General features: G+C 36.1%; 17 protein-coding genes. 11 read left to right on the plus strand and 6 right to left on the minus strand.

Features of this window, described 5'->3' with window-relative positions; translation table 11 throughout:
- Window positions 1-14 precede the first annotated feature (14 nt).
- The 5 genes from xerD to ACYIAM_RS00705 all read left to right on the plus strand — a co-directional run bounded on the left by xerD (window position 15) and on the right by ACYIAM_RS00705 (window position 5,411).
- Window positions 15-929: a site-specific tyrosine recombinase XerD gene (gene xerD, locus ACYIAM_RS00685; RefSeq protein ID WP_483746898.1), complete on the plus strand. Its 915-nt coding sequence runs from the start codon at window positions 15-17 to the stop codon at window positions 927-929.
- A 25-nt stretch (window positions 930-954) separates the two neighbouring features.
- Complete coding sequence (gene dsbC / locus ACYIAM_RS00690) at window positions 955-1,659, plus strand: bifunctional protein-disulfide isomerase/oxidoreductase DsbC (protein ID WP_483746899.1); 705 nt, start codon at window positions 955-957, stop codon at window positions 1,657-1,659.
- A 79-nt stretch (window positions 1,660-1,738) separates the two neighbouring features.
- On the plus strand, window positions 1,739-3,475 hold the full coding sequence (recJ, locus tag ACYIAM_RS00695) for a single-stranded-DNA-specific exonuclease RecJ (RefSeq protein ID WP_483746900.1): 1,737 nt from the start codon (window positions 1,739-1,741) through the stop codon (window positions 3,473-3,475).
- Between the two features lie 119 nt (window positions 3,476-3,594).
- Window positions 3,595-4,989 (plus strand): UDP-N-acetylmuramate:L-alanyl-gamma-D-glutamyl-meso-diaminopimelate ligase, encoded by a 1,395-nt coding sequence (gene mpl, locus ACYIAM_RS00700; RefSeq protein WP_174797087.1) that lies wholly within the window; start codon window positions 3,595-3,597, stop codon window positions 4,987-4,989.
- 62 nt (window positions 4,990-5,051) lie between these two features.
- Window positions 5,052-5,411 (plus strand): helix-turn-helix domain-containing protein, encoded by a 360-nt coding sequence (locus ACYIAM_RS00705; RefSeq protein ID WP_483746901.1) that lies wholly within the window; start codon window positions 5,052-5,054, stop codon window positions 5,409-5,411.
- Between the two features lie 59 nt (window positions 5,412-5,470).
- Here ACYIAM_RS00705 and ACYIAM_RS00710 read toward each other — a convergent pair whose 3' ends face one another.
- Complete coding sequence (locus ACYIAM_RS00710) at window positions 5,471-6,838, minus strand: L-serine ammonia-lyase (protein ID WP_483746902.1); 1,368 nt, start codon at window positions 6,836-6,838, stop codon at window positions 5,471-5,473.
- 297 nt (window positions 6,839-7,135) lie between these two features.
- The gene (locus tag ACYIAM_RS00715) at window positions 7,136-8,428 is read right to left on the minus strand and encodes a serine/threonine transporter (protein WP_483746954.1); all 1,293 of its coding nucleotides are present in this window, start codon (window positions 8,426-8,428) and stop codon (window positions 7,136-7,138) included.
- Window positions 8,429-8,889: 461 nt separating this feature from the next.
- Between ACYIAM_RS00715 and proS the strand changes: the two genes are divergently transcribed.
- Together proS and bepA are read left to right on the plus strand one after the other, a co-directional pair.
- Window positions 8,890-10,611: a proline--tRNA ligase gene (proS, locus tag ACYIAM_RS00720; protein WP_483746903.1), complete on the plus strand. Its 1,722-nt coding sequence runs from the start codon at window positions 8,890-8,892 to the stop codon at window positions 10,609-10,611.
- A 203-nt stretch (window positions 10,612-10,814) separates the two neighbouring features.
- Window positions 10,815-12,266, plus strand: a complete 1,452-nt coding sequence (bepA, locus tag ACYIAM_RS00725) for a beta-barrel assembly-enhancing protease (protein ID WP_483746904.1) — start codon at window positions 10,815-10,817, stop codon at window positions 12,264-12,266.
- 64 nt (window positions 12,267-12,330) lie between these two features.
- Here bepA and ACYIAM_RS00730 read toward each other — a convergent pair whose 3' ends face one another.
- Together ACYIAM_RS00730 and rluC are read right to left on the minus strand one after the other, a co-directional pair.
- Window positions 12,331-12,993: a histidine phosphatase family protein gene (locus ACYIAM_RS00730; RefSeq protein ID WP_174797082.1), complete on the minus strand. Its 663-nt coding sequence runs from the start codon at window positions 12,991-12,993 to the stop codon at window positions 12,331-12,333.
- A gap of 23 nt (window positions 12,994-13,016) precedes the next feature.
- Entirely contained in the window at window positions 13,017-14,000 is a 984-nt protein-coding gene (rluC, locus tag ACYIAM_RS00735; RefSeq protein ID WP_483746905.1) for a 23S rRNA pseudouridine(955/2504/2580) synthase RluC, read from the minus strand.
- A 145-nt stretch (window positions 14,001-14,145) separates the two neighbouring features.
- Here rluC and dsbB point away from each other — a divergent pair, with 145 nt between their 5' ends.
- From dsbB to rapZ, 4 genes are all read left to right on the plus strand, one after another.
- On the plus strand, window positions 14,146-14,682 hold the full coding sequence (gene dsbB / locus ACYIAM_RS00740; protein ID WP_483746906.1) for a disulfide bond formation protein DsbB: 537 nt from the start codon (window positions 14,146-14,148) through the stop codon (window positions 14,680-14,682).
- A gap of 79 nt (window positions 14,683-14,761) precedes the next feature.
- Window positions 14,762-15,418: a bifunctional tRNA pseudouridine(32) synthase/23S rRNA pseudouridine(746) synthase RluA gene (gene rluA / locus ACYIAM_RS00745; RefSeq protein ID WP_065638549.1), complete on the plus strand. Its 657-nt coding sequence runs from the start codon at window positions 14,762-14,764 to the stop codon at window positions 15,416-15,418.
- Window positions 15,419-15,500: 82 nt separating this feature from the next.
- The gene (locus tag ACYIAM_RS00750) at window positions 15,501-16,097 is read left to right on the plus strand and encodes an XTP/dITP diphosphatase (protein WP_174797079.1); all 597 of its coding nucleotides are present in this window, start codon (window positions 15,501-15,503) and stop codon (window positions 16,095-16,097) included.
- Window positions 16,098-16,185: 88 nt separating this feature from the next.
- Entirely contained in the window at window positions 16,186-17,034 is an 849-nt protein-coding gene (rapZ, locus tag ACYIAM_RS00755; RefSeq protein ID WP_174797078.1) for an RNase adapter RapZ, read from the plus strand.
- Between the two features lie 3 nt (window positions 17,035-17,037).
- Here rapZ and ACYIAM_RS00760 read toward each other — a convergent pair whose 3' ends face one another.
- A complete protein-coding gene (locus ACYIAM_RS00760) occupies window positions 17,038-17,856 on the minus strand; it encodes a divergent polysaccharide deacetylase family protein (protein WP_483746907.1) in 819 nt (272 codons plus the stop codon).
- Window positions 17,856-19,019, minus strand: coding sequence for a murein hydrolase activator EnvC (gene envC / locus ACYIAM_RS00765; protein ID WP_238786538.1), 1,164 nt, complete (start codon window positions 19,017-19,019; stop codon window positions 17,856-17,858). Before envC ends, ACYIAM_RS00760 begins: the two co-directional genes overlap by 1 nt.
- Window positions 19,020-19,180: the final 161 nt, after the last annotated feature.

Raw genomic sequence — 19,180 nt, forward strand, 5'->3', positions numbered from 1 at the left:
AGAGATAATTATTGATGTCTAGTCAAGACACACCCGCCCAAAATAAAATGTTAATAGAAAGGTTTTTAGATTCATTATGGCTAGAAAGGAACTTAGCTGAAAATACCATTGCTTCTTATAAACTTGATTTGTTGGCATTAAGTCAATCTTTACAACAACAAAATGTCACTTTCCTGACTGCCCAAACGCTTAACTTACAAGACTTTTTAATGCTGCGCGTCAAAGACGGGTATAAAGCAAGTAGTTCAGCGCGTTTGCTTAGCGCAACTAAACGTTTTTTTCAGTATTTATATCAAGAAAATTATCGCACTGATGATCCTTCTGCGGTGTTATCATCTCCCAAACTTCCTAAAAAATTGCCTAAAGATTTAACCGAATCACAAGTCGATGCACTACTTGAATCGCCTAATATAGAAGATCCGATTGAACTTCGGGATAAAGCCATGTTAGAAGTGCTTTATGCCACAGGCTTACGCGTCTCTGAGTTAGTGAATTTAGAAATTAGTGATGTTAGCTTACGCCAAGGGGTGGTAAGAGTAATTGGTAAAGGTAATAAAGAACGTTTAGTGCCACTTGGAGAAGAAGCGATTTACTGGCTTGAATATTATTTTAAATATGCTAGAAATGATCTTCTAAAAACAGGACCTGTTGATGTTCTTTTTCCAAGCCGATTAGGTAAAAAAATGACTCGACAGACATTCTGGCATCGAATCAAATATTATGCCATACTAACTGGTATTAATATTGAAGCACTTTCACCCCATGTATTGCGACATGCTTTTGCTACGCATCTTCTTAATCATGGTGCCGATTTGCGTGTTGTACAAATGTTACTTGGACACAGTAGTTTATCAACTACCCAAATTTATACACATGTGGCAACAGAAAGGTTAAAACAGTTACACAGTAAACATCATCCTCGAGCATAGTGTTCGAAAAAATAAGGATAATTGAATGAAAAAATTAGTTTTATGTTTAGGTTTAGCTTTAATTTCAACTTCGGTATTAGCAAGTAATACTGATATTATAAAATCTTTAAATAAATTGGGTTACGAAAAAAAAGAGTTAAAAATTACTGATAGCCCAGTTCAGGGATTTAAAAACGTTAGTACTCCAGATGGTATTTATTATGTTACACAAGATGGCAAATATTTAACCAAAGGCCCTATTTATGATATTCAAGGTGATGAACCTGAAAATATAGCTAATAGCAGCAATCTTCAGCTAATAAAACCAATTGAAAAAGATGCCATTGTGTATAAGGCAAAAAATGAAAAGTATATCATTTCAGTCTTTACTGATTATACTTGCCACTACTGTAAACTACTCCATGAAAATATCGATAAATATTTAGATGCAGGTATTTCTGTGCACTATTTTGCGTTCCCTCGTGCGGGTGCTGACAGTGATGTGGGTAAAAACATGCAATCTATTTGGAGTGTGACTGACCGTAAAACAGCATTTGACAATGCATACAAAGATAAGCCTATTTCACCTGCTAGTAGTATGATACCTTATGTAACACAACAATTTAACGTTGGTAAAAAGTTAGGTATTAGCGGTACACCGGCAATTGTATTACCTGATGGGCAACTTGTTTCAGGTTATGTGCCAGCAGATAAATTAATTGAAATTTTAGATAAAAAAGCAACTAAATAACAATTAGTCAGTGATTACTGTTGAAATTTAAATATAAGGTGAAAATACATGTTAGCGCGAATGCGCTAGCATATTAAATATGAAAAAAAATAAATTAAGACATCGCAAATTACCTGAAGTCTATCCAGAATTTACTCATGATATCCCGTTATTGCTACAGCGAATTTATGCCTTGCGTGGCGTTACTAGCATGCATGAGCTCGACTATACCACACGCAATCTATGTAATTACGATAAATTAGAGGGTATTGAAAAAGCAGTCGAAATACTTTTTTTAGCCATGAAAAATAATGAGCGCATTATGGTTGTTGGCGATTTTGATACTGATGGTGCAACAAGCACGGCCTTAACCGTCAAGGCACTTAAAAATATGGGTTGTCTTTTTGTTGATTATATTATTCCAGATCGTTTTGATGATGGATATGGGTTAAGCGTTTCGGTTGTTAAAAAAGCTATTTTACAACGTGCGCAGCTTATTATTACTGTTGACAACGGCATTTCTGCCAATGAAGGCGTTGACTTTGCAAAGCAATCAGGCTTGTCTGTTATTATTACTGATCACCATTTATGCCCAGCACAATTACCTAATGCCGATGCCATCATCAATCCTAATTTACCTAATTGTGTTTTTCCCTCTAAGCATTTAGCTGGAGTTGGTGTCGCCTTTTACTTTATGCTGGCTTTACGCGCAAAATTACGACAAGAGAATTGGTTCGCTGATAATAATTTGACCGAATATAATCTGGCAAATTTATTAGATTTAGTTGCTTTAGGTACTATTGCTGATGTTGTTAAACTTGATCATAATAATCGCATTTTGGTTCACCAAGGTGTAAACAGGATTCGATCTGGTTATTGTAGTGAAGGAATCAAGGCCTTATTACAGATATCCAAAAAAGAGCCTACTTCGATAACTTCAACCGATTTAGCATTTTATATTGCCCCACGATTAAACGCAGCCGGTAGAATGGACAATATGACATTAGGTGTTCAATTATTACTTTGTGATGATTATGAATCTGCTATTAGCAAAGCAACAGATCTTAATAATCTCAATAACGATCGAAAGCTCATTGAACAAACAATGCATAAAGAAGCTTTGTCATTTATTCAAGAAATTGAAAAACAAAACGCCTCTATACCTAGCTTGCTCGTGTTTTATCATCCTGAGTGGCATCAAGGCATTATTGGGATATTATCCGCACGTTTAAAAGATAAATATTATCGCCCTGTTATATCGTTCGCCTCAACTCAAGATGGTTTTTTAAAAGGCTCTGGACGCTCAATTCCGGGCATTCATTTGCGTGATTTTATTGATGAATTAAATCAGCAACATCCCGATTTAATAGTGAGCTTTGGTGGCCACGCGATGGCCGTTGGATTAACCATTCGCGAAGAAGATTTAGAACGTTTTAGAAGCTGTTTTGAAGCACTTGTAAACACTCGATTACACCCCGATGTGCTAGAACAAATCATCGAAACTGATGGTGAAATAGATAAGCAAGATTTTACTTATGCAATCGCCAAACAGTTAAAAGAATCAGGTCCATGGGGCGAAGGGTTTGGTACCCCCATTTTTGATGGTGAATTTATTATTCATCAACAATTCTTATTTGCAGATAAACACCTTAAATTAGTCTTAGAACCCAAAAATGGTGGTCCACTTATTGAGGGCATATTTTTTAATGTAAATCGACAGCAATGGCCTGATCAATCAATAAAAAATGTACAAGTCGTTTATCATTTAGATGTAGATGAGTTTCGTGGCAACCAAGCTCCGCAACTAATGATTAAACATCTATGGCCTATCGCATAAGCAAGTAGAATCGATTATAATGACAAAATTGCACTAAATTTACATCTGATTACTGGTCAAATAGACAATGGTTACGCAACATCATTGAGATAAAATTTATACAACGTTAAGGATTCAAAATGCATATTCATATTCTTGGAATTTGTGGCACATTTATGGCAGGGATTGCATTAATAGCGCGTTCTCTGGGTCATCAAGTAACAGGTTCAGATAAAAATGTTTACCCACCAATGAGTACACTTTTACAAAAAGAACACATTGATATCATTGACGGATATGATCCATTGCAACTGACATCTACGCCTGATTTAGTTATTATTGGCAATGCCCTATCGCGAGGCAATCCTTGCGTTGAATATATTTTGGATAACAATATTCCTTATATTTCAGCACCGCAATGGCTACATGATAATGTGTTACGCGATCGCTGGGTCATTGCGGTTGCGGGAACTCATGGCAAAACCACAACAGCTGGTATGGTCAATTGGATTTTAGAAAAACAAAATTATAAACAAGGTTTTGTTATTGGTGGTGTACCTGGTAATTTTGATGTATCAGCAAGGTTAGGTGAAGGTAACTATTTTGTTATTGAAGCGGATGAGTATGATTGTTCTTTCTTTGATAAACGTTCAAAATTCATGCATTACTGCCCTAAAACACTTATCATGAACAATTTAGAATTTGATCATGCAGATATTTTTGATGATCTAAGCTCAATTCAAAAACAATTTCACCATCTAGTTCGTTTAGTACCTAGCAAAGGGCTGATTATTGCACCTCAAGAAGATGTGAATTTAAAACAAGTATTGGCTAAAGGCTGCTGGAGCGAACAAGTATTTACTGAATCAGAAACAGGCTGGTTAGCACAACGTATCAATAACGACGCAAGCCATTTTGCTGTTTTCTATAACAATAAAAAAGTGGGCGAAGTAAAATATTCATTAGTCGGCGAACATAATATGCATAATGCACTAATGGCAATTGCTGCCGCTCATAATGTAGGCATTGATCCAGCAGATGCTTGTTTGGCATTAGGTACGTTCGTAAATGCAAAAAGGCGTTTAGAACTCTACGGTGAAATGAATAATATCGAAATCTATGATGATTTTGCGCATCACCCAACGGCAATCTTAGCAACATTAGAAGCATTACGCAGTAAAATCGGTGCTAATCGCCGTATTTTAGCCGTGCTTGAGCCTCGCTCAAACACAATGAAATTAGGAGTGTCTAAAGATGAGCTAGCTCCATCGCTTGGACGTGCTGACGAAATTTTCATCTTCCAACCTGAACATCTTCCTTGGCTAGTTGCTGATGTGGTTGATGCTTGTATTCAACCAGCTTACTGGACTGGCGATATTGATTTACTGGTTGAAATGATCACCAAATCAGCCCGTCCTACAGATGCAATTTTAATTATGAGTAATGGTGGTTTTAGTGGTATTCATAAAAAGATTTTAGAGAAACTAGAAAAGCAACAAATCAAAAATCAAGAAAAATTACCATTAATCAAATAACGATTTGATAGCAATATATGATATGCCACATCACGTGGAATATCATATAAAAAGGATATTTCATGAATGAAACGACTGATATGATTGCTATGATATGCCGCAGAATAAAAATGGCAAGAATTGAAAAAAACTTATCTCAGCAAGAATTGGCTCAAAAATCCGAAATTGGTATTGCAACAATAAAACGTATTGAACAAGGTGAATCGATTACATTACAAACTTTGATTTCTGTTCTTCGTGGATTAGATGAACTTGATCAGCTTAATAATTTACTAGCTTACAACGAAATTATCCATATTACCTCAGCAGAGCAGCCCAAACGAAAAAGAAAACAACGCACAGTAAAAGTAGAGCAAATAGATATGCTAACAGACAATGATTTCTTGCGTTCTAAGGTTAATACTATGTGCTGGAAGCACTAAATATAAGCTAAGCTTTCGCCGATTATAAAACCGGCGAATTCAATACAATTTTCACGCTGCTAATTACAATGAACCGTAATTGCAAGCCCACCACGTGATGTTTCTCGATACTTTGCATTCATATCTTTTCCTGTTTCATACATGGTTTTAATCACTTTATCCAAAGATACTTTTGCCGCAGTAATTCGTCTTAAAGCCATTCTCGTTGCATTGATTGATTTGACAGCAGCAATAGCATTACGCTCAATACAAGGCACCTGCACTTGACCAGCAACTGGATCGCAGGTCAATCCTAAGTTATGTTCCATTGCAATTTCTGCGGCCATGCAAACTTGCTCAGGATTACCACCTAAAAGCTCAGCAAGCCCTGCAGCAGCCATTGAGCACGCAACGCCAACTTCGCCTTGACACCCAACCTCTGCACCAGAAATAGACGCATTGATTTGATAAAGTTGACCTATTGCACCACAAGTTAGAAAAAATCGAATATAAATATCAGGCGTAACCGGATTAATAAATTTATCATAATAAGCCAGCACAGCAGGTATAATTCCACATGCCCCATTTGTTGGCGCAGTAACAACTCGACCACCTGCTGCATTTTCTTCACTAACAGCAAGCGCAAACATATTTACCCAATCAATAATCACCATGGGATCACTGATAATTTTATCTTTGGTAGTAGATAATTGACGATATAACGAAAACGCACGACGAGGAACTTTAAGCGGTCCTGGTAATAATCCCTCAGTATTCATTCCACGCTTGATACATTCTAAAATAGTTTGCCCAACGCGAGAAAAATAATCTTCAATTTCTTCATAGGTATGTAATTGCAACTCATTTTTCATCATAATACTTGAAATTGACAATGAATTATCTTCACAATGTTTTAATAGCTGTGCAGCGGAAGAAAATGGATAAGGCAGTTTTGTGGAATCTTGTTTTTGCAAACCAAATTGCTCCTCTTCAACAATTTGACCACCACCCACGGAATAATACGTTTTTTGAAAGAGTAATGTATCACCTTTATAGGCAGTCAACGTCATGCCGTTTTCATGTAATGGCAAAAATTTGGAATGAAACACCATACAACTATCCAAAGGAAAGTCGATTTCGTAACGATTATGATAAATCGTTAAACGGTGAGTTTGGCTTAATTTTTCGATAAAAATAGGGATATTATCAATATTAACAGTATCAGGTTTTTCACCCGCTAACCCCATGATAATAGCAATATCTGTTTGATGGCCTTTACCTGTTAATGACAAAGAACCATAAACATCAGCTACAATTTTGGTTACTGATGACATCATATCATTATCGATTAGTTGATCAACAAATGCCTTCCCTGCTCTCATTGGCCCTACTGTATGCGAACTTGAAGGACCAATACCAATTTTAAATATTTCAAATACTGAACTCATATTTTTTCCTTTTTGATGCCAAAAATAAATTAATACTGCTGGCCTAGTTATAACTTTATAAATTATTTGTACTAGTTAAATAAAAATAATCTTATCAACACATCGCATTAATTGTCATAGTGATAGCTAAACATCACTTTTAAAGATTATGAAAATAAGTTTTTAATATTCATTAGTAATTAATGTTTATTTTACAGTTAGTCAGGTTTACCAATAGACTTTTTACCCATCGATAAATATCGACGGGTTTTATTTATTGCATAAACAAATAGGTGGTTATTACCCATTTAATCAATTTTATAATAAATTATAGATAGCAGCTGAAATCGCAACTAGCCCCATAACAACAATAAACACATTACTTGGCTTTCCTCGATATTTTGCTAATACGGGTAATTTATGAATTGCATACATTGGCATTAAGAACAATAATACCGCTAAAATTGGACCACCAAGTGATTCAATAAGACCTAAAATACTGGGATTCAATGTGGCAACACCCCATGCTGTTACAAACATAAATACAATAGCAAGTTTATCAAGTTTCTTTTCTGAAATGGTTTTATTGCGGCTACGCAAGAATTTATTGACAATACCATTAAAACCTTCTTTACCACCTAGATAATGACCTAAAAATGATTTTGCCATAGCAATAAACGCAATTGGAGGACCAATATATTCAATAACAGGTGAGTTAAATCGATTAGCCAAATAAGATAACGTTGAAATATTCTGCGCTTTCGCTTCTAAAAGCTCTGCTGGCGTTAAACAAAATGCACAGCTAAAAACAAAAAACATAACCGTTACAACCATCATTATATTACTTGCTGCAATAATTTTAGTACATTTTGGAGCAGCATAAGTTTCACCATATTCTTTACGTTTAGCTACTGCTAAAGATGAAATAATAGGCGAGTGATTAAACGCAAAAACCATAACAGGAATCACTAGCCAAAGTGTCATTAAAATACTTTGTTCACCATCACTGCCATTACCGCCAAGAGATAAATTAGCAAAAATTTCACCATTCCATTGCGGAATTAAAAATAAAGCTAAAATCATTAAAACAGCAATAAATGGAAAAACTAATATTGACATAACTTTAACAATAAGTTCTTCACCAAAATGCACAATTGACATTAAAAATGCAACTAAAACAAATGAAAGTAAAGCTCGCGGTGGTGATTCCATTCCCAATTGATGAACCATAAAGCTATCTACCGTGTTGGTAATGCCAACACTATAGACTAATAATATTGGGTAAATTGCAAAAAAATAAAGCACTGTTATCCAGTTTCCTGCTGTTCGCCCAAAAGCCTCTTCAACCACAACGGTGATATCACCTTCACGACTTTTGCCTGATAATACAAATCGACACAAAGCTTGGTGCGCAAAAAATGTCATTGGAAAAGCAAGAATCAGCATAACCAATAATGGAATTAATCCGCCTACCCCCGCATTAATTGGTAGAAAAAGTACTCCAGCGCCAATCGCAGTACCATAAAGACTAAGCATCCATAATGTATCACTTTTTTGCCATTTGGGTAATACTGCTCCATTCTTTGAATCTATTACAGCTTTGTTAGTCATTGACTTACTCATTTTATACTACTCCTTAATCAAATATGCTGTAGATATAATATCAAATTAACGACTATTACAAAGTGATCCCAATCACACTATCAATAAAAAATTAAATATAATCAACACAATAAATAATATTCAATTTGATACCAAACAAATTAAAAACAAATAAAGTATCAATTTTGATTCATAATAAATAAAACAATCTACGGTTTTACCGCAAATTGCATTGTCGGTTAAATCACAGTAACTAAGAATTCATAGACAAAAGTATTAGCATCTATATCGCAAAATAATTTACAGTCGACCAATAACCTAAAAAACGTTTACTTAATGTTGTCTTAAGGTTTTACCGTTAGTTTTATATTTAAAATAGCGATAAAATTACTTTAGTGTTGCGCTGGGTGCTGCTAAACTAGCTCACATTTTTATTATATTTATAAATAAATTATTTTCGGGATAAATTTATGCGAACCAGTAAATATCTTCTTTCAACGTTAAAAGAAACCCCCGCTGATGCAGAAGTCATTAGCCATCAATTAATGTTACGTGCAGGCATGATCCGTAAAGTGGCTGCGGGTTTATATACTTGGCTTCCCACTGGTTACCGAGTCCTTAAAAAAGTAGAAAATATTGTTCGTGAAGAGATGAACAAAGCAGGAGCAATAGAAGTATTAATGCCGGTCGTACAACCTGCTGATATTTGGCAAGAAAGTGGGCGTTGGGAACAATATGGCCCAGAACTATTACGGATTAAAGACCGTGGTGATCGTGATTTTGTGTTGGGCCCAACCCATGAAGAAGTAATTACTGACTTACTCCGTAATGAAGTAAGTTCGTACAAACAATTACCACTTAATGTCTATCAAATTCAAACTAAATTTCGTGATGAAGTGCGCCCTCGCTTTGGTGTGATGCGTTCGCGTGAATTTATTATGAAAGATGCCTATTCTTTCCATACCTCACAAGAATCATTGCAAGAAACTTATGATGATATGTATAAAGCCTATAGCGCTGTGTTTACGCGTGCAGGTTTAAACTTTAGAGCAGTGCGCGCTGACACAGGATCGATTGGTGGTAACTGGTCACATGAGTTCCAAGTATTAGCTGACAGCGGTGAAGACGACATCGTGTTTTCAACGGAATCGGACTATGCAGCTAATATCGAAATGGCACAAGCACAAGCACCAATGCAAAAACGTGCAGAGCCAACTAAAGCCATGGAACTGGTCGATACCCCAAATGCCAAAACCATTGACGAATTAGTCGAACAGTTCAATTTGCCGATTGAAAAAACCGTGAAAACCCTAATGGTGAAAGCCACCAAAGAAAGCGGTCACCAATTAGTCGCTTTATTAGTTCGAGGCGATCATACTTTAAATGAAATAAAAGCCGAAAAAATTGATATCGTTGCCTCACCGTTAGAATTTGCAACCGAAGAAGAAATTCGCGCGTTAGTTAATGCAGGACCGGGATCATTAGGTCCAATTAACTTAAATATGCCAATTATTATTGACCGTGACGTGGCCGTGATGAGCGATTTTAGTGCTGGTGCCAATATCGATCATAAACACTATTTTAATATCAATTGGGAACGTGACGCTGCTTTACCTCGCATTGAAGATATTCGCAATGTGGTTGAGGGTGATATTAGCCCTGATGGCAAAGGGACATTACAAATCAAACGAGGGATTGAAGTTGGGCATATCTTCCAACTTGGTACAAAATACTCACAAGCAATGAAAGCCACAGTGCAAGGTGAGGATGGGCAAAATCATGTCATGATCATGGGGTGTTATGGGATTGGCGTTAGTCGAATTGTAGCAGCGGCTATTGAACAATGCCATGATGAACGTGGTATTGTTTGGCCAGAAGCTATTGCGCCGTTTAGTGTCGTGATTATTCCAATGAATATGCACAAATCAGAAAAAGTCCAAGCAACAGCTGAAAAACTTTACGCTGATCTACAAGCTGCTGGCATTGAGGTACTCTTTGACGACCGTAAAGAGCGACCAGGGGTGATGTTTGCTGATGCTGAACTTATTGGTATTCCTCATACGATTGTCATTGGTGAGCGCAATCTTGAAAATGGCGAAGTTGAATACAAACATCGTGCTGGTGGCGATAAAGAAATGGTAAACGTTGATAATATTATTGAATTCATTAAAAATCGCCACCATAAAGCATAATAAAACTCGATTATTAACATCAAAGCTCAACGGCCGTACTGATACGGTTGTTGAGTTTTTGTCATTTCAATCATAAAAATAGTCACTTTTTATGCTTATCACCTCAAACAAACTAAGCATCCTAATGATAAATTCAAAGTGATATAGTTCTTTTTTTCGGCTAAAATAGATCAACAAAAATCTTATCTCAATTGGTTGAAAGAATGTTAAAAAAAGCCATTGCATTTGCACTCTCTACCTCGTTGTTATTACAAAACACATCTATCGTATATGCGGATAATATCAATCTGCCAGATATTGGCACCGCAGCAGCTACAACATTAAGTATCGGCCAAGAAATGGAAATGGGCGATTATTATATGCGAATGCTACGAGCAGGCTCTCCTATCATAAACGACCCAGTTTTAAACCAATATATTAATGATTTAGGTAATAAATTAGTTGCTAAATCAGAATCAGTAAAAACGCCTTTTCATTTCTATATTATGAAAAGTGATGTACTTAATGCATTCGCTTTTTTTGGTGGAAATGTTGTCATTCATTCTAAGCTCATATTAGATACCGATAATGAAAGCCAATTGGCCTCTGTTATGGCTCACGAAATTGGGCATGTCACCCAACGTCATTTGGCCAGAGCAATGGAAAACCAAAACCGTAATAGTCCTTATGTTTGGGGGGCAACATTAGGGTCTTTATTACTAACATTAGCCAATCCCGAAGCTGGTATGGCGGCAATGACCAGCACCATGGCAGGCTCGGCTCAAAGTATGATTAGCTTTACGCAAAGTAATGAACAAGAAGCCGATCGTGTTGGTTTAAGAACGCTTGCTAAAGCTGGATTTGATCCTTATGCTTCATCTGAATTTTTACAAAAACTCGCCGATCAAAGCCGTTTTAGTAGTAAAGCGCCTGAAATACTACTTACTCACCCATTACCTAATAGCCGATTAACTGATATCCGCAATCGCTCAATGCAATATAGTAAAAAGAACGTATCGCCATCGTTAAGCTATTATTTAGTAAAAGCTCGGTTAGCAATATTGATGGCTAAAAATAAAAATACCGCAAAACGATTAATTGAGGATTACAAAAAACTAAATAATGAACAAAGTAAAATAGCCATTATTTATGGTAATGCTTTAACTGACAACCTAAGTGGAAATAATCAAAAAGCAAAACAACAACTGCAACCATTATTAGACAGTGACCCGAATAATATTTGGTATATTGATTTAATGACTGATATTGATTTGGCGCTCAACAATAGTAGTACCGCAATAACCCGCCTACAAGCAGCGTTAAAAAAAGCACCGGATAGCTCTGCATTGCAGTTGAATTTAGCTAATGCATATATAAAAAATGCAAACTATCAACAAGCTGTAAGCTTGTTACACCGCTATACGTTTGACCACAATGATGATACCAATGGCTGGGAGTTACTCATTAAAGCTTATGGCGGGTTACATTCAAGGGCTCAAGAAATGAGTGCGCAAGCCGAAGCAATTGCACTAGAAGGTCAATTTCAGCAAGCCATTCAATTACTACAAAATGCTAAAACTCAAACCAAAGGTAATCAAACAATGATTTCCAAAATTGATGCCAGAATCAATCAATTAAAACAGCTACAAAAACGTTATGCAGCTTATAAGCGATAATTGACTGTAACGATAACTTCTCGACTAATCATTGAAATAACCACTAGTCGAGAAGATAACGCCTTTATTTTTCAGCTAAATGATCCACATTATTGAAAAATTTCACAGTAAATATACCTTCATCCTGATCATTACTTTGTTTATAGTTAACTACACTAATGCTGGTATTTAACATCCGTGGAAAATAAGCCTCATCACGATGTAAACGCCAATCGCCACCATTTAAAACACAAAGTAATATGCGTAATACTGTACCGTGCGATACAACCAAAATATTACCGGTATCTTGGGGTGCGTTTTGTACAATAGTGTTTAGCCCCTGCTTCATACGCGCGAGTATATCAAGGTAATTTTCGCCTTGATTGACAGCGGCATCAAAATTAGCGGGATCAGTTAAATAAACGTTAAATTCGGGCACTTCTTGTTTTAAAGTTGGTACATGTTTACCTTCCCAAATGCCAAAATCCATTTCGCGTAGATGAGCAAGCTCATAAGTAGGAATAGCAAGATTATTTTCGTTCACAATATAATCGCGGGTTTCCATTGCGCGTTGTTGGGGACTTGAGTATGCTTGCATAAAAGGAACATTTTTTAAATGTTGCCCCGTGACTTTAGCACCTAAAATACCTTGTTCGGTTAACGGTGAATTTTGTGACCCTTGCATCTGATCTTTAATATTCCACTGCGTTTGACCATGTCTAATTAAATATAAATTAATATCTTTCATTCGTACTCACTACCTTTTTTATTTTAAAATTCTTTTTGCTGATATTTATCTTTTCTAAGATAGGTTAAACAAGCCTGTAAAGTAGCATCCATTGGCGCATGTAATTGCATCTCTTGTAAACTTTTAGGATGAATAAATTTAACACTGGCGGCATGTAAAAATAATCGATTAAGCTTTGTATCAGCCAATAATGCATCAAATTGCCTATCACCATAGCGATCATCAAAAGCAATTGGATGATTAGCATATTGCGTATGTATACGGATTTGATGGGTACGCCCAGTAACAGGGCTTGCTTTAATTAACGTGGCAAAATTAAAACGTTCTTCAACTTTAAAACGCGTTTCAGATGGTTTACCTTCTTTATCAACTTTCACCACTCGCTCACCACTTTTTAATACATTTTTAAGCAATGGTGCTTGTATCACTTTACAGTCAGAAGACCAATTCCCCTTAACAAGTGCCAAATAATTTTTCTGCATTTGTTTAAGTCGTAATTGTTCGTGTAGCGCTTTTAATGCAGAGCGCTTTTTAGCAATCAACAACACACCCGATGTTTCACGGTCGATGCGATGAACCAACTCCAAAAACTTCGCTTCTGGTCTTAAGGCGCGCAAGCCTTCAATTACGCCAAAACTTAAGCCACTACCACCATGAACGGCAATACCTGATGGTTTATTGATCGCCAGCATTACCTCGTCTTCATAGATAATTGCTTTTTCTAAGTCAGCAACTTTATTAAGCTTAGTCGAAATTTCGGGCATAGATTTTTCTGTCATGCGAACAGGAGGAATTCGGACTTCATCACCAATATTCAATTTATATTCAGGTTTGATCCGTTTTTTGTTAACACGAACTTCACCTTTCCTTAAAATACGATAAATCATACTTTTTGGCACACCTTTTAAATAGGTGATTAAAAAGTTATCAATTCGCTGCGTCGCATTTTCCTCTGAAATAGTAACAAATGAGACTTGTAATTTTGATTGTGGAACAGTTGAGTCCATAAGAAATGATTAACCCGCCATCTATAGATAAAGTCGTTTACATTATTCAAAAATAAACTACACTATCGTAATTAAAAAATAAGATAGATTATATTCGATATAATTAAAGAAAAGATTATAACGGAATATGGGAGAATAAAATAGTATGTTATCGTTGCTTAATCAATACTCAAAAGGTCGATTTGCTTGGTTCTTATTGTTCTTTTCTACTCTTACTTTTGAAATAACCGCACTTTATTTTCAACATAGTTTAGGGCTTGCTCCTTGTACTCTCTGTATTTATCAACGTTGTGCTATTTTCGGTATCATGCTGGCGAGTATTATTGGATTTATTGCACCTTCTAATATTGTGGTTCGGTTAATGGGGCTTTTAATTTGGCTTTTTAGCGCCTATCAAGGCTTTACTTTAGCAGCATTCCATGCCCATTTACAGTTCGAACCTAACTTAAGCGACACTTGCACAATTAATGCGCAATTTCCCGTTTGGTTGCCCTTAGATTCTTGGTTTCCTAGCATGTTTAAAGCTTATGGTTCTTGTGCCGATAAAATTTGGTCATTTTTAACCATCGAAATGTCACAATGGATGATTATTATTTTTGCCTGCTATCTTATTGTTGGTTTAGGCGTGTTAATCTCACAGATCTTCCCATCGCCTAAAGGTTCAATCTGGAGTAATAAGTAACGTTATTTATAACACTGGCACTTTTTGTTGAGTTTGTTAGAATGTGTGGCAATTTTATTTTACAAATTGTCACACATAAATGCTTTTGGAATATCACCCGCCTATTGAACCTTGGCTATCTATTTTGTATCAAGACGACCATATTGTGGTTGTAAACAAACAACCTGGTATTTTGTCAGTTTCAGGCAATAAACCCCAATTTATTGATAGTATTATTCATCGATTACAGCAAAAATATAGCTACGTCGAATCCGTTCATCGGTTAGATATGGCAACCAGTGGCATTATGGTTGCCGCACTGTCTAAACTGGCTGATCGAGAAATAAAAAAACAGTTTCGAGAAAGGATCCCTAAAAAAATCTATATTGCTGTTGTACATGGGCATATTCAAAATGACACAGGTTGTGTCGAATTACCTTTAATTTGTGATTGGCCCAATCGCCCAAGGCAAATGGTCGATTTAGAAAATGGCAAACATGCGCTAACTGAATATCAGGTGATTTCACGCAATCCAGATAATACAACACGAGTAAAATTATTGCCTTTTACAGGGCGATCGCATCAATTACGTGTTCATATGCAAGCCATTGGTCACCCGATTTTAGGTGATAAATTTTATGCGCATCCCGAAGCATTTGCCATGTCTAAAAGACTGCTATTACATGCGCAATTACTCACAATTAATCACCCCAAAACAGGCGAAAGTATGACGTTTAGCTGTGAACCGGATTTTTAAAATAGGGATATAACATTAGCGCCAATTATATAAAATCTGCTCGTACTAATAAATTATAACCAATTGATATAAAGGAAATAAAATGCAAAAAATTGTTTTAGCAACAAATAATCAAGGCAAAGTCAATGAATTGCAAAAATTACTCGCCGATGCAGGTTTTGATATTATTGCGCAAAGCCAATTTAATGTGCCCGATGTCGAGGAAACCGGTTTAACCTTTATTGAAAATGCAATTTTAAAAGCAAGGCATACCGCCAAATTAACAGGACTCCCTGCCATTGCTGATGACTCTGGCTTAGCGGTCGATGCGCTAGATGGACAACCTGGCATCTACTCAGCTCGTTATGCGGGTGAACATAGTGATGATAAAAGCAACAATAAAAAATTACTTAAGGCATTACAAAACACGCCAAAAGAAAGACGCACCGCTTACTTTTATTGTGCGCTGGTTTTTATGCGACACGAAAACGACCCAACTCCTATCATCTGTTTAGGCAAATGGCATGGTTTAATCTTAAATGAAGAACAAGGCGAAGGGGGATTTGGTTATGACCCACTTTTTTATGTGCCAGAATTAGGCTGCAGCGCAGCGCAGCTAACTAAAGAACAGAAAAGCCAAATATCACATCGAGGTCAAGCACTTAAACAATTGATCACTAAAATTAAAACTGAATATTAATTGTTAACACTATTATTTATATTCGAAATTGTATATAAAGAAATAAACAGTATATAATTAAACCATCAATGATATTGGAGTTAATATTGTGATTCTATTGATAGTAAGTGGTCGCTCGGGTTCTGGCAAATCAATCGCTCTGCGAGCGCTAGAAGATATGGGATTTTATTGTGTTGATAATATCCCCGTTGTTTTATTACCGCAATTAGCCAACTCATTAAAAGACAATAATACCCCTGTTGCTATTAGTATTGATATTCGAAACTTACCTGAGAATTTTGATTTTAATAGCGATATTTTTCAACGCTTACCTCAAACAGTCACACCCGAAATTATTTTCTTTGATTGTAGTCGCAATACATTAATTCGGCGCTATAGTGAAACAAGGCGAATTCACCCATTAACCAATCAACAATATTCTCTTGAAGAAGCAATCGATCTTGAAGAAAAATATCTAGAACCTTTAAAATCGCATGCAAGCCTAGTTATAAACACCGATAACCTTTCAGTTCATGAACTATCTGGCATATTAAGATCACGTATTTTGGGTAAAAAAGAACGCGAATTAACCATAATTTTTGAATCATTTGGGTTTAAACATGGTTTACCGGTTGATGCCGATTTTGTGTTTGATGTTAGGTTTTTACCCAACCCGCATTGGGATGTCAGCTTGCGGCCACTAACAGGATTAGATGAGCCTGTAAAAGAATATTTATTAAAACACGACGAAGTATCTAATTTTATCTATCAAACTGCCAATTACTTAAATCAATGGCTACCTTTGTTAGAAAAGAATAACCGCAGTTACTTAACCATTGCAATTGGCTGCACTGGAGGTCAACATCGCTCTGTCTTTATTGTGGAACAATTAGCCGCATTTTTTAAAGCCCAAAACAAGCAAGTGCAAATTCGGCATCGAACTTTAGAAAAAAGGTAATCATTATTCGTCTAAAGTTTTATAATTTGATAATTCTTCAATTTGTTTTTTACATTTTTCAAAAATGTCTTTCAGCGTAGTTTTATGCTTCGCTGATGTTGGTATTGTCGTAATCAAATGACTCAGTTTGGTCAATTCAATATCTTCAGGTAAATTAGCAAGCTTTGTTCTTAATACATTAATCGTTTGCGGATGAGGGTGACCAATAGCAATGGCTATACCATTTTTTCGTGCCAGCTTAACGGCCAAATCAAATTGCTGGCTAATAGCACTTTCTTTTTGCTCATCATCTAAAAATACATCTCGCGTTAACACTGGGATATTATAATAGCTGGCAGCTTTTTTTATTTGAGTTTTACCGATTGTTTTACTATCCAAGAAAAACATTGAATAATGGCTCAATGCTTTCATAACATGTGCCATACCAGTAAGATTTGATGTCATCAAACTACCCATATGATTATTAACACCAATCGCATGCGGCACCTGCTCAATCGCATTGGTTACAATGCGATTTACTTCAACGTCGCTCATAGAGGGAAATAGCGTGTCTTTCTCTAGAGGCTGTTTACCTAGTGGTGCCATAGGTAAGTGAATTATCACATCATTACCATGATCATGAGCCCTATTTGCAATACGCCTAGCATGGGGCGAATTGGGTAAAACCGCAACATTAATATTAGGCGACAATGAAATTACTTGCTCTTCATTATGTTGACGATATCCAAAATCATCAATGACGATAGCAAGTTTTGCAGCCCAAACACTGTGAGTATTTAACGCCCATAGGCTTATAATAAGAATAATAATAAAATAACGCACTATTTTAACCACCCACTCGGGTCAAGTGCCTTACCATCACGACGGATCTCAAAATATAAAGCAGGCGTATTTTGCCCACCACTTGAACCAACTAATGCAATAGGTTGCCCACTTTGAATCTTGTCCCCCACCGCAACCAACATGCGTTGATTATAGCCATATAAACTCATATCACCTTTACCATGCTCAAGCGCAACAACAAAGCCATAGCCCTGTAACCAACTTGCCAATATAACTCGACCATCAGCAATGGCTTTAACTTGCGTGCCATCTTTGGCATTAATCACTATTCCTTTCCAGCGTAATTCACCTTGGAGTGACTCCCCAAACCTATGTACAACACGACCATTCACAGGCCAACTAAACTGGTGCTGAGGTTTACCAATACCACTTACACGCGCCATTAATGACCGCTCATCAGAATTCGGATTATAACGCGTATTCTTTTGCTTTTCTTCAATATTTTTTGCTTGTTTTGCTTCTTCTTCTGCTATGCGCCGATTTTCTTTTTCCGCTTGGGCGATTTTCGCTTGTAATTTAATTTCATTATGACGTAAATCAATTAATTTTTGTTGATTTACTTGCATGGATGACTCAAGAGAAGTTATCGTGTTTTGCCGATTTTGACGGTTTTTTTCAAGCCCTGCTTGTTGCTCTTTCTGTTTACTTTGTAATGTTTTATGCAAAGCTTGCTTTTTTTGTAACTCAACTCTTTTTTCGTTTAATTGGGTTTGTGTATCTTGAAGATCGTGAATTTGTTGTTGACGTGCTTGGTTAATGTAACCGTAATAAGTGATTATACGGTCATTACGTTCACTTTTCTCACCCGAAAAAATCAACTCCAACCCAGTTGTATTGCCTAATTTAAATGCGCTTTCTAGCTGTTTTGATAATATCATTCGTTGTTGTTTTTGTTTTATCGTTAATACATCGATTTGTTCAATTAAATTATTGATTTCTTGATCGAGCTTTCTGAGTGATAAATCATTTCTTTCAATTGATGTTAAAAGTTTAGCAATTTCGGTTTCTTGTTCTTTGAGGTTATTAACAAGCTCATTACGCTCTTTTTTTTGCTGTGCTAAACGCTTTTCTTGTTCTTCAATTGCATGACGTAAAGATTGAAGCTGCTGATTATCATCAGCATATAAAAAATTAATCTTCATTAATCCAATAAAAGCAATAACAACAATTTTTTGACAAATAGACATGGCGTTGTATTTATAATTTGTAACCAAGCAATAATATGGTTGCCACTATACCGATAAATAGGTAAAGATGCAAAATGAAAACCACATACCAAGTATGTTGTAATTTCATTTTGCGG

The sequence above is a fragment of the Gilliamella sp. X-60 genome, from assembly GCF_057063585.1.

Bases quoted from the DNA above. Each gene is read 5' to 3' on its own strand.
- rluA (WP_065638549.1), top strand. From the start codon at position 14,762: ATGCTTTTGGAATATCACCCGCCTATTGAACCTTGGCTATCTATTTTG.
- ACYIAM_RS00750 (WP_174797079.1), top strand. From the start codon at position 15,501: ATGCAAAAAATTGTTTTAGCAACAAATAATCAAGGCAAAGTCAATGAA.
- ACYIAM_RS00705 (WP_483746901.1), top strand. From the start codon at position 5,052: ATGAATGAAACGACTGATATGATTGCTATGATATGCCGCAGAATAAAA.
- mpl (WP_174797087.1), top strand. From the start codon at position 3,595: ATGCATATTCATATTCTTGGAATTTGTGGCACATTTATGGCAGGGATT.
- envC (WP_238786538.1), bottom strand. From the start codon at position 19,019: ATGAAGATTAATTTTTTATATGCTGATGATAATCAGCAGCTTCAATCT.
- bepA (WP_483746904.1), top strand. From the start codon at position 10,815: ATGTTAAAAAAAGCCATTGCATTTGCACTCTCTACCTCGTTGTTATTA.
- proS (WP_483746903.1), top strand. From the start codon at position 8,890: ATGCGAACCAGTAAATATCTTCTTTCAACGTTAAAAGAAACCCCCGCT.
- ACYIAM_RS00710 (WP_483746902.1), bottom strand. From the start codon at position 6,838: ATGAGTTCAGTATTTGAAATATTTAAAATTGGTATTGGTCCTTCAAGT.
- dsbC (WP_483746899.1), top strand. From the start codon at position 955: ATGAAAAAATTAGTTTTATGTTTAGGTTTAGCTTTAATTTCAACTTCG.
- ACYIAM_RS00730 (WP_174797082.1), bottom strand. From the start codon at position 12,993: ATGAAAGATATTAATTTATATTTAATTAGACATGGTCAAACGCAGTGG.
- xerD (WP_483746898.1), top strand. From the start codon at position 15: ATGTCTAGTCAAGACACACCCGCCCAAAATAAAATGTTAATAGAAAGG.
- rluC (WP_483746905.1), bottom strand. From the start codon at position 14,000: ATGGACTCAACTGTTCCACAATCAAAATTACAAGTCTCATTTGTTACT.
- ACYIAM_RS00715 (WP_483746954.1), bottom strand. From the start codon at position 8,428: ATGACTAACAAAGCTGTAATAGATTCAAAGAATGGAGCAGTATTACCC.
- recJ (WP_483746900.1), top strand. From the start codon at position 1,739: ATGAAAAAAAATAAATTAAGACATCGCAAATTACCTGAAGTCTATCCA.
- dsbB (WP_483746906.1), top strand. From the start codon at position 14,146: ATGTTATCGTTGCTTAATCAATACTCAAAAGGTCGATTTGCTTGGTTC.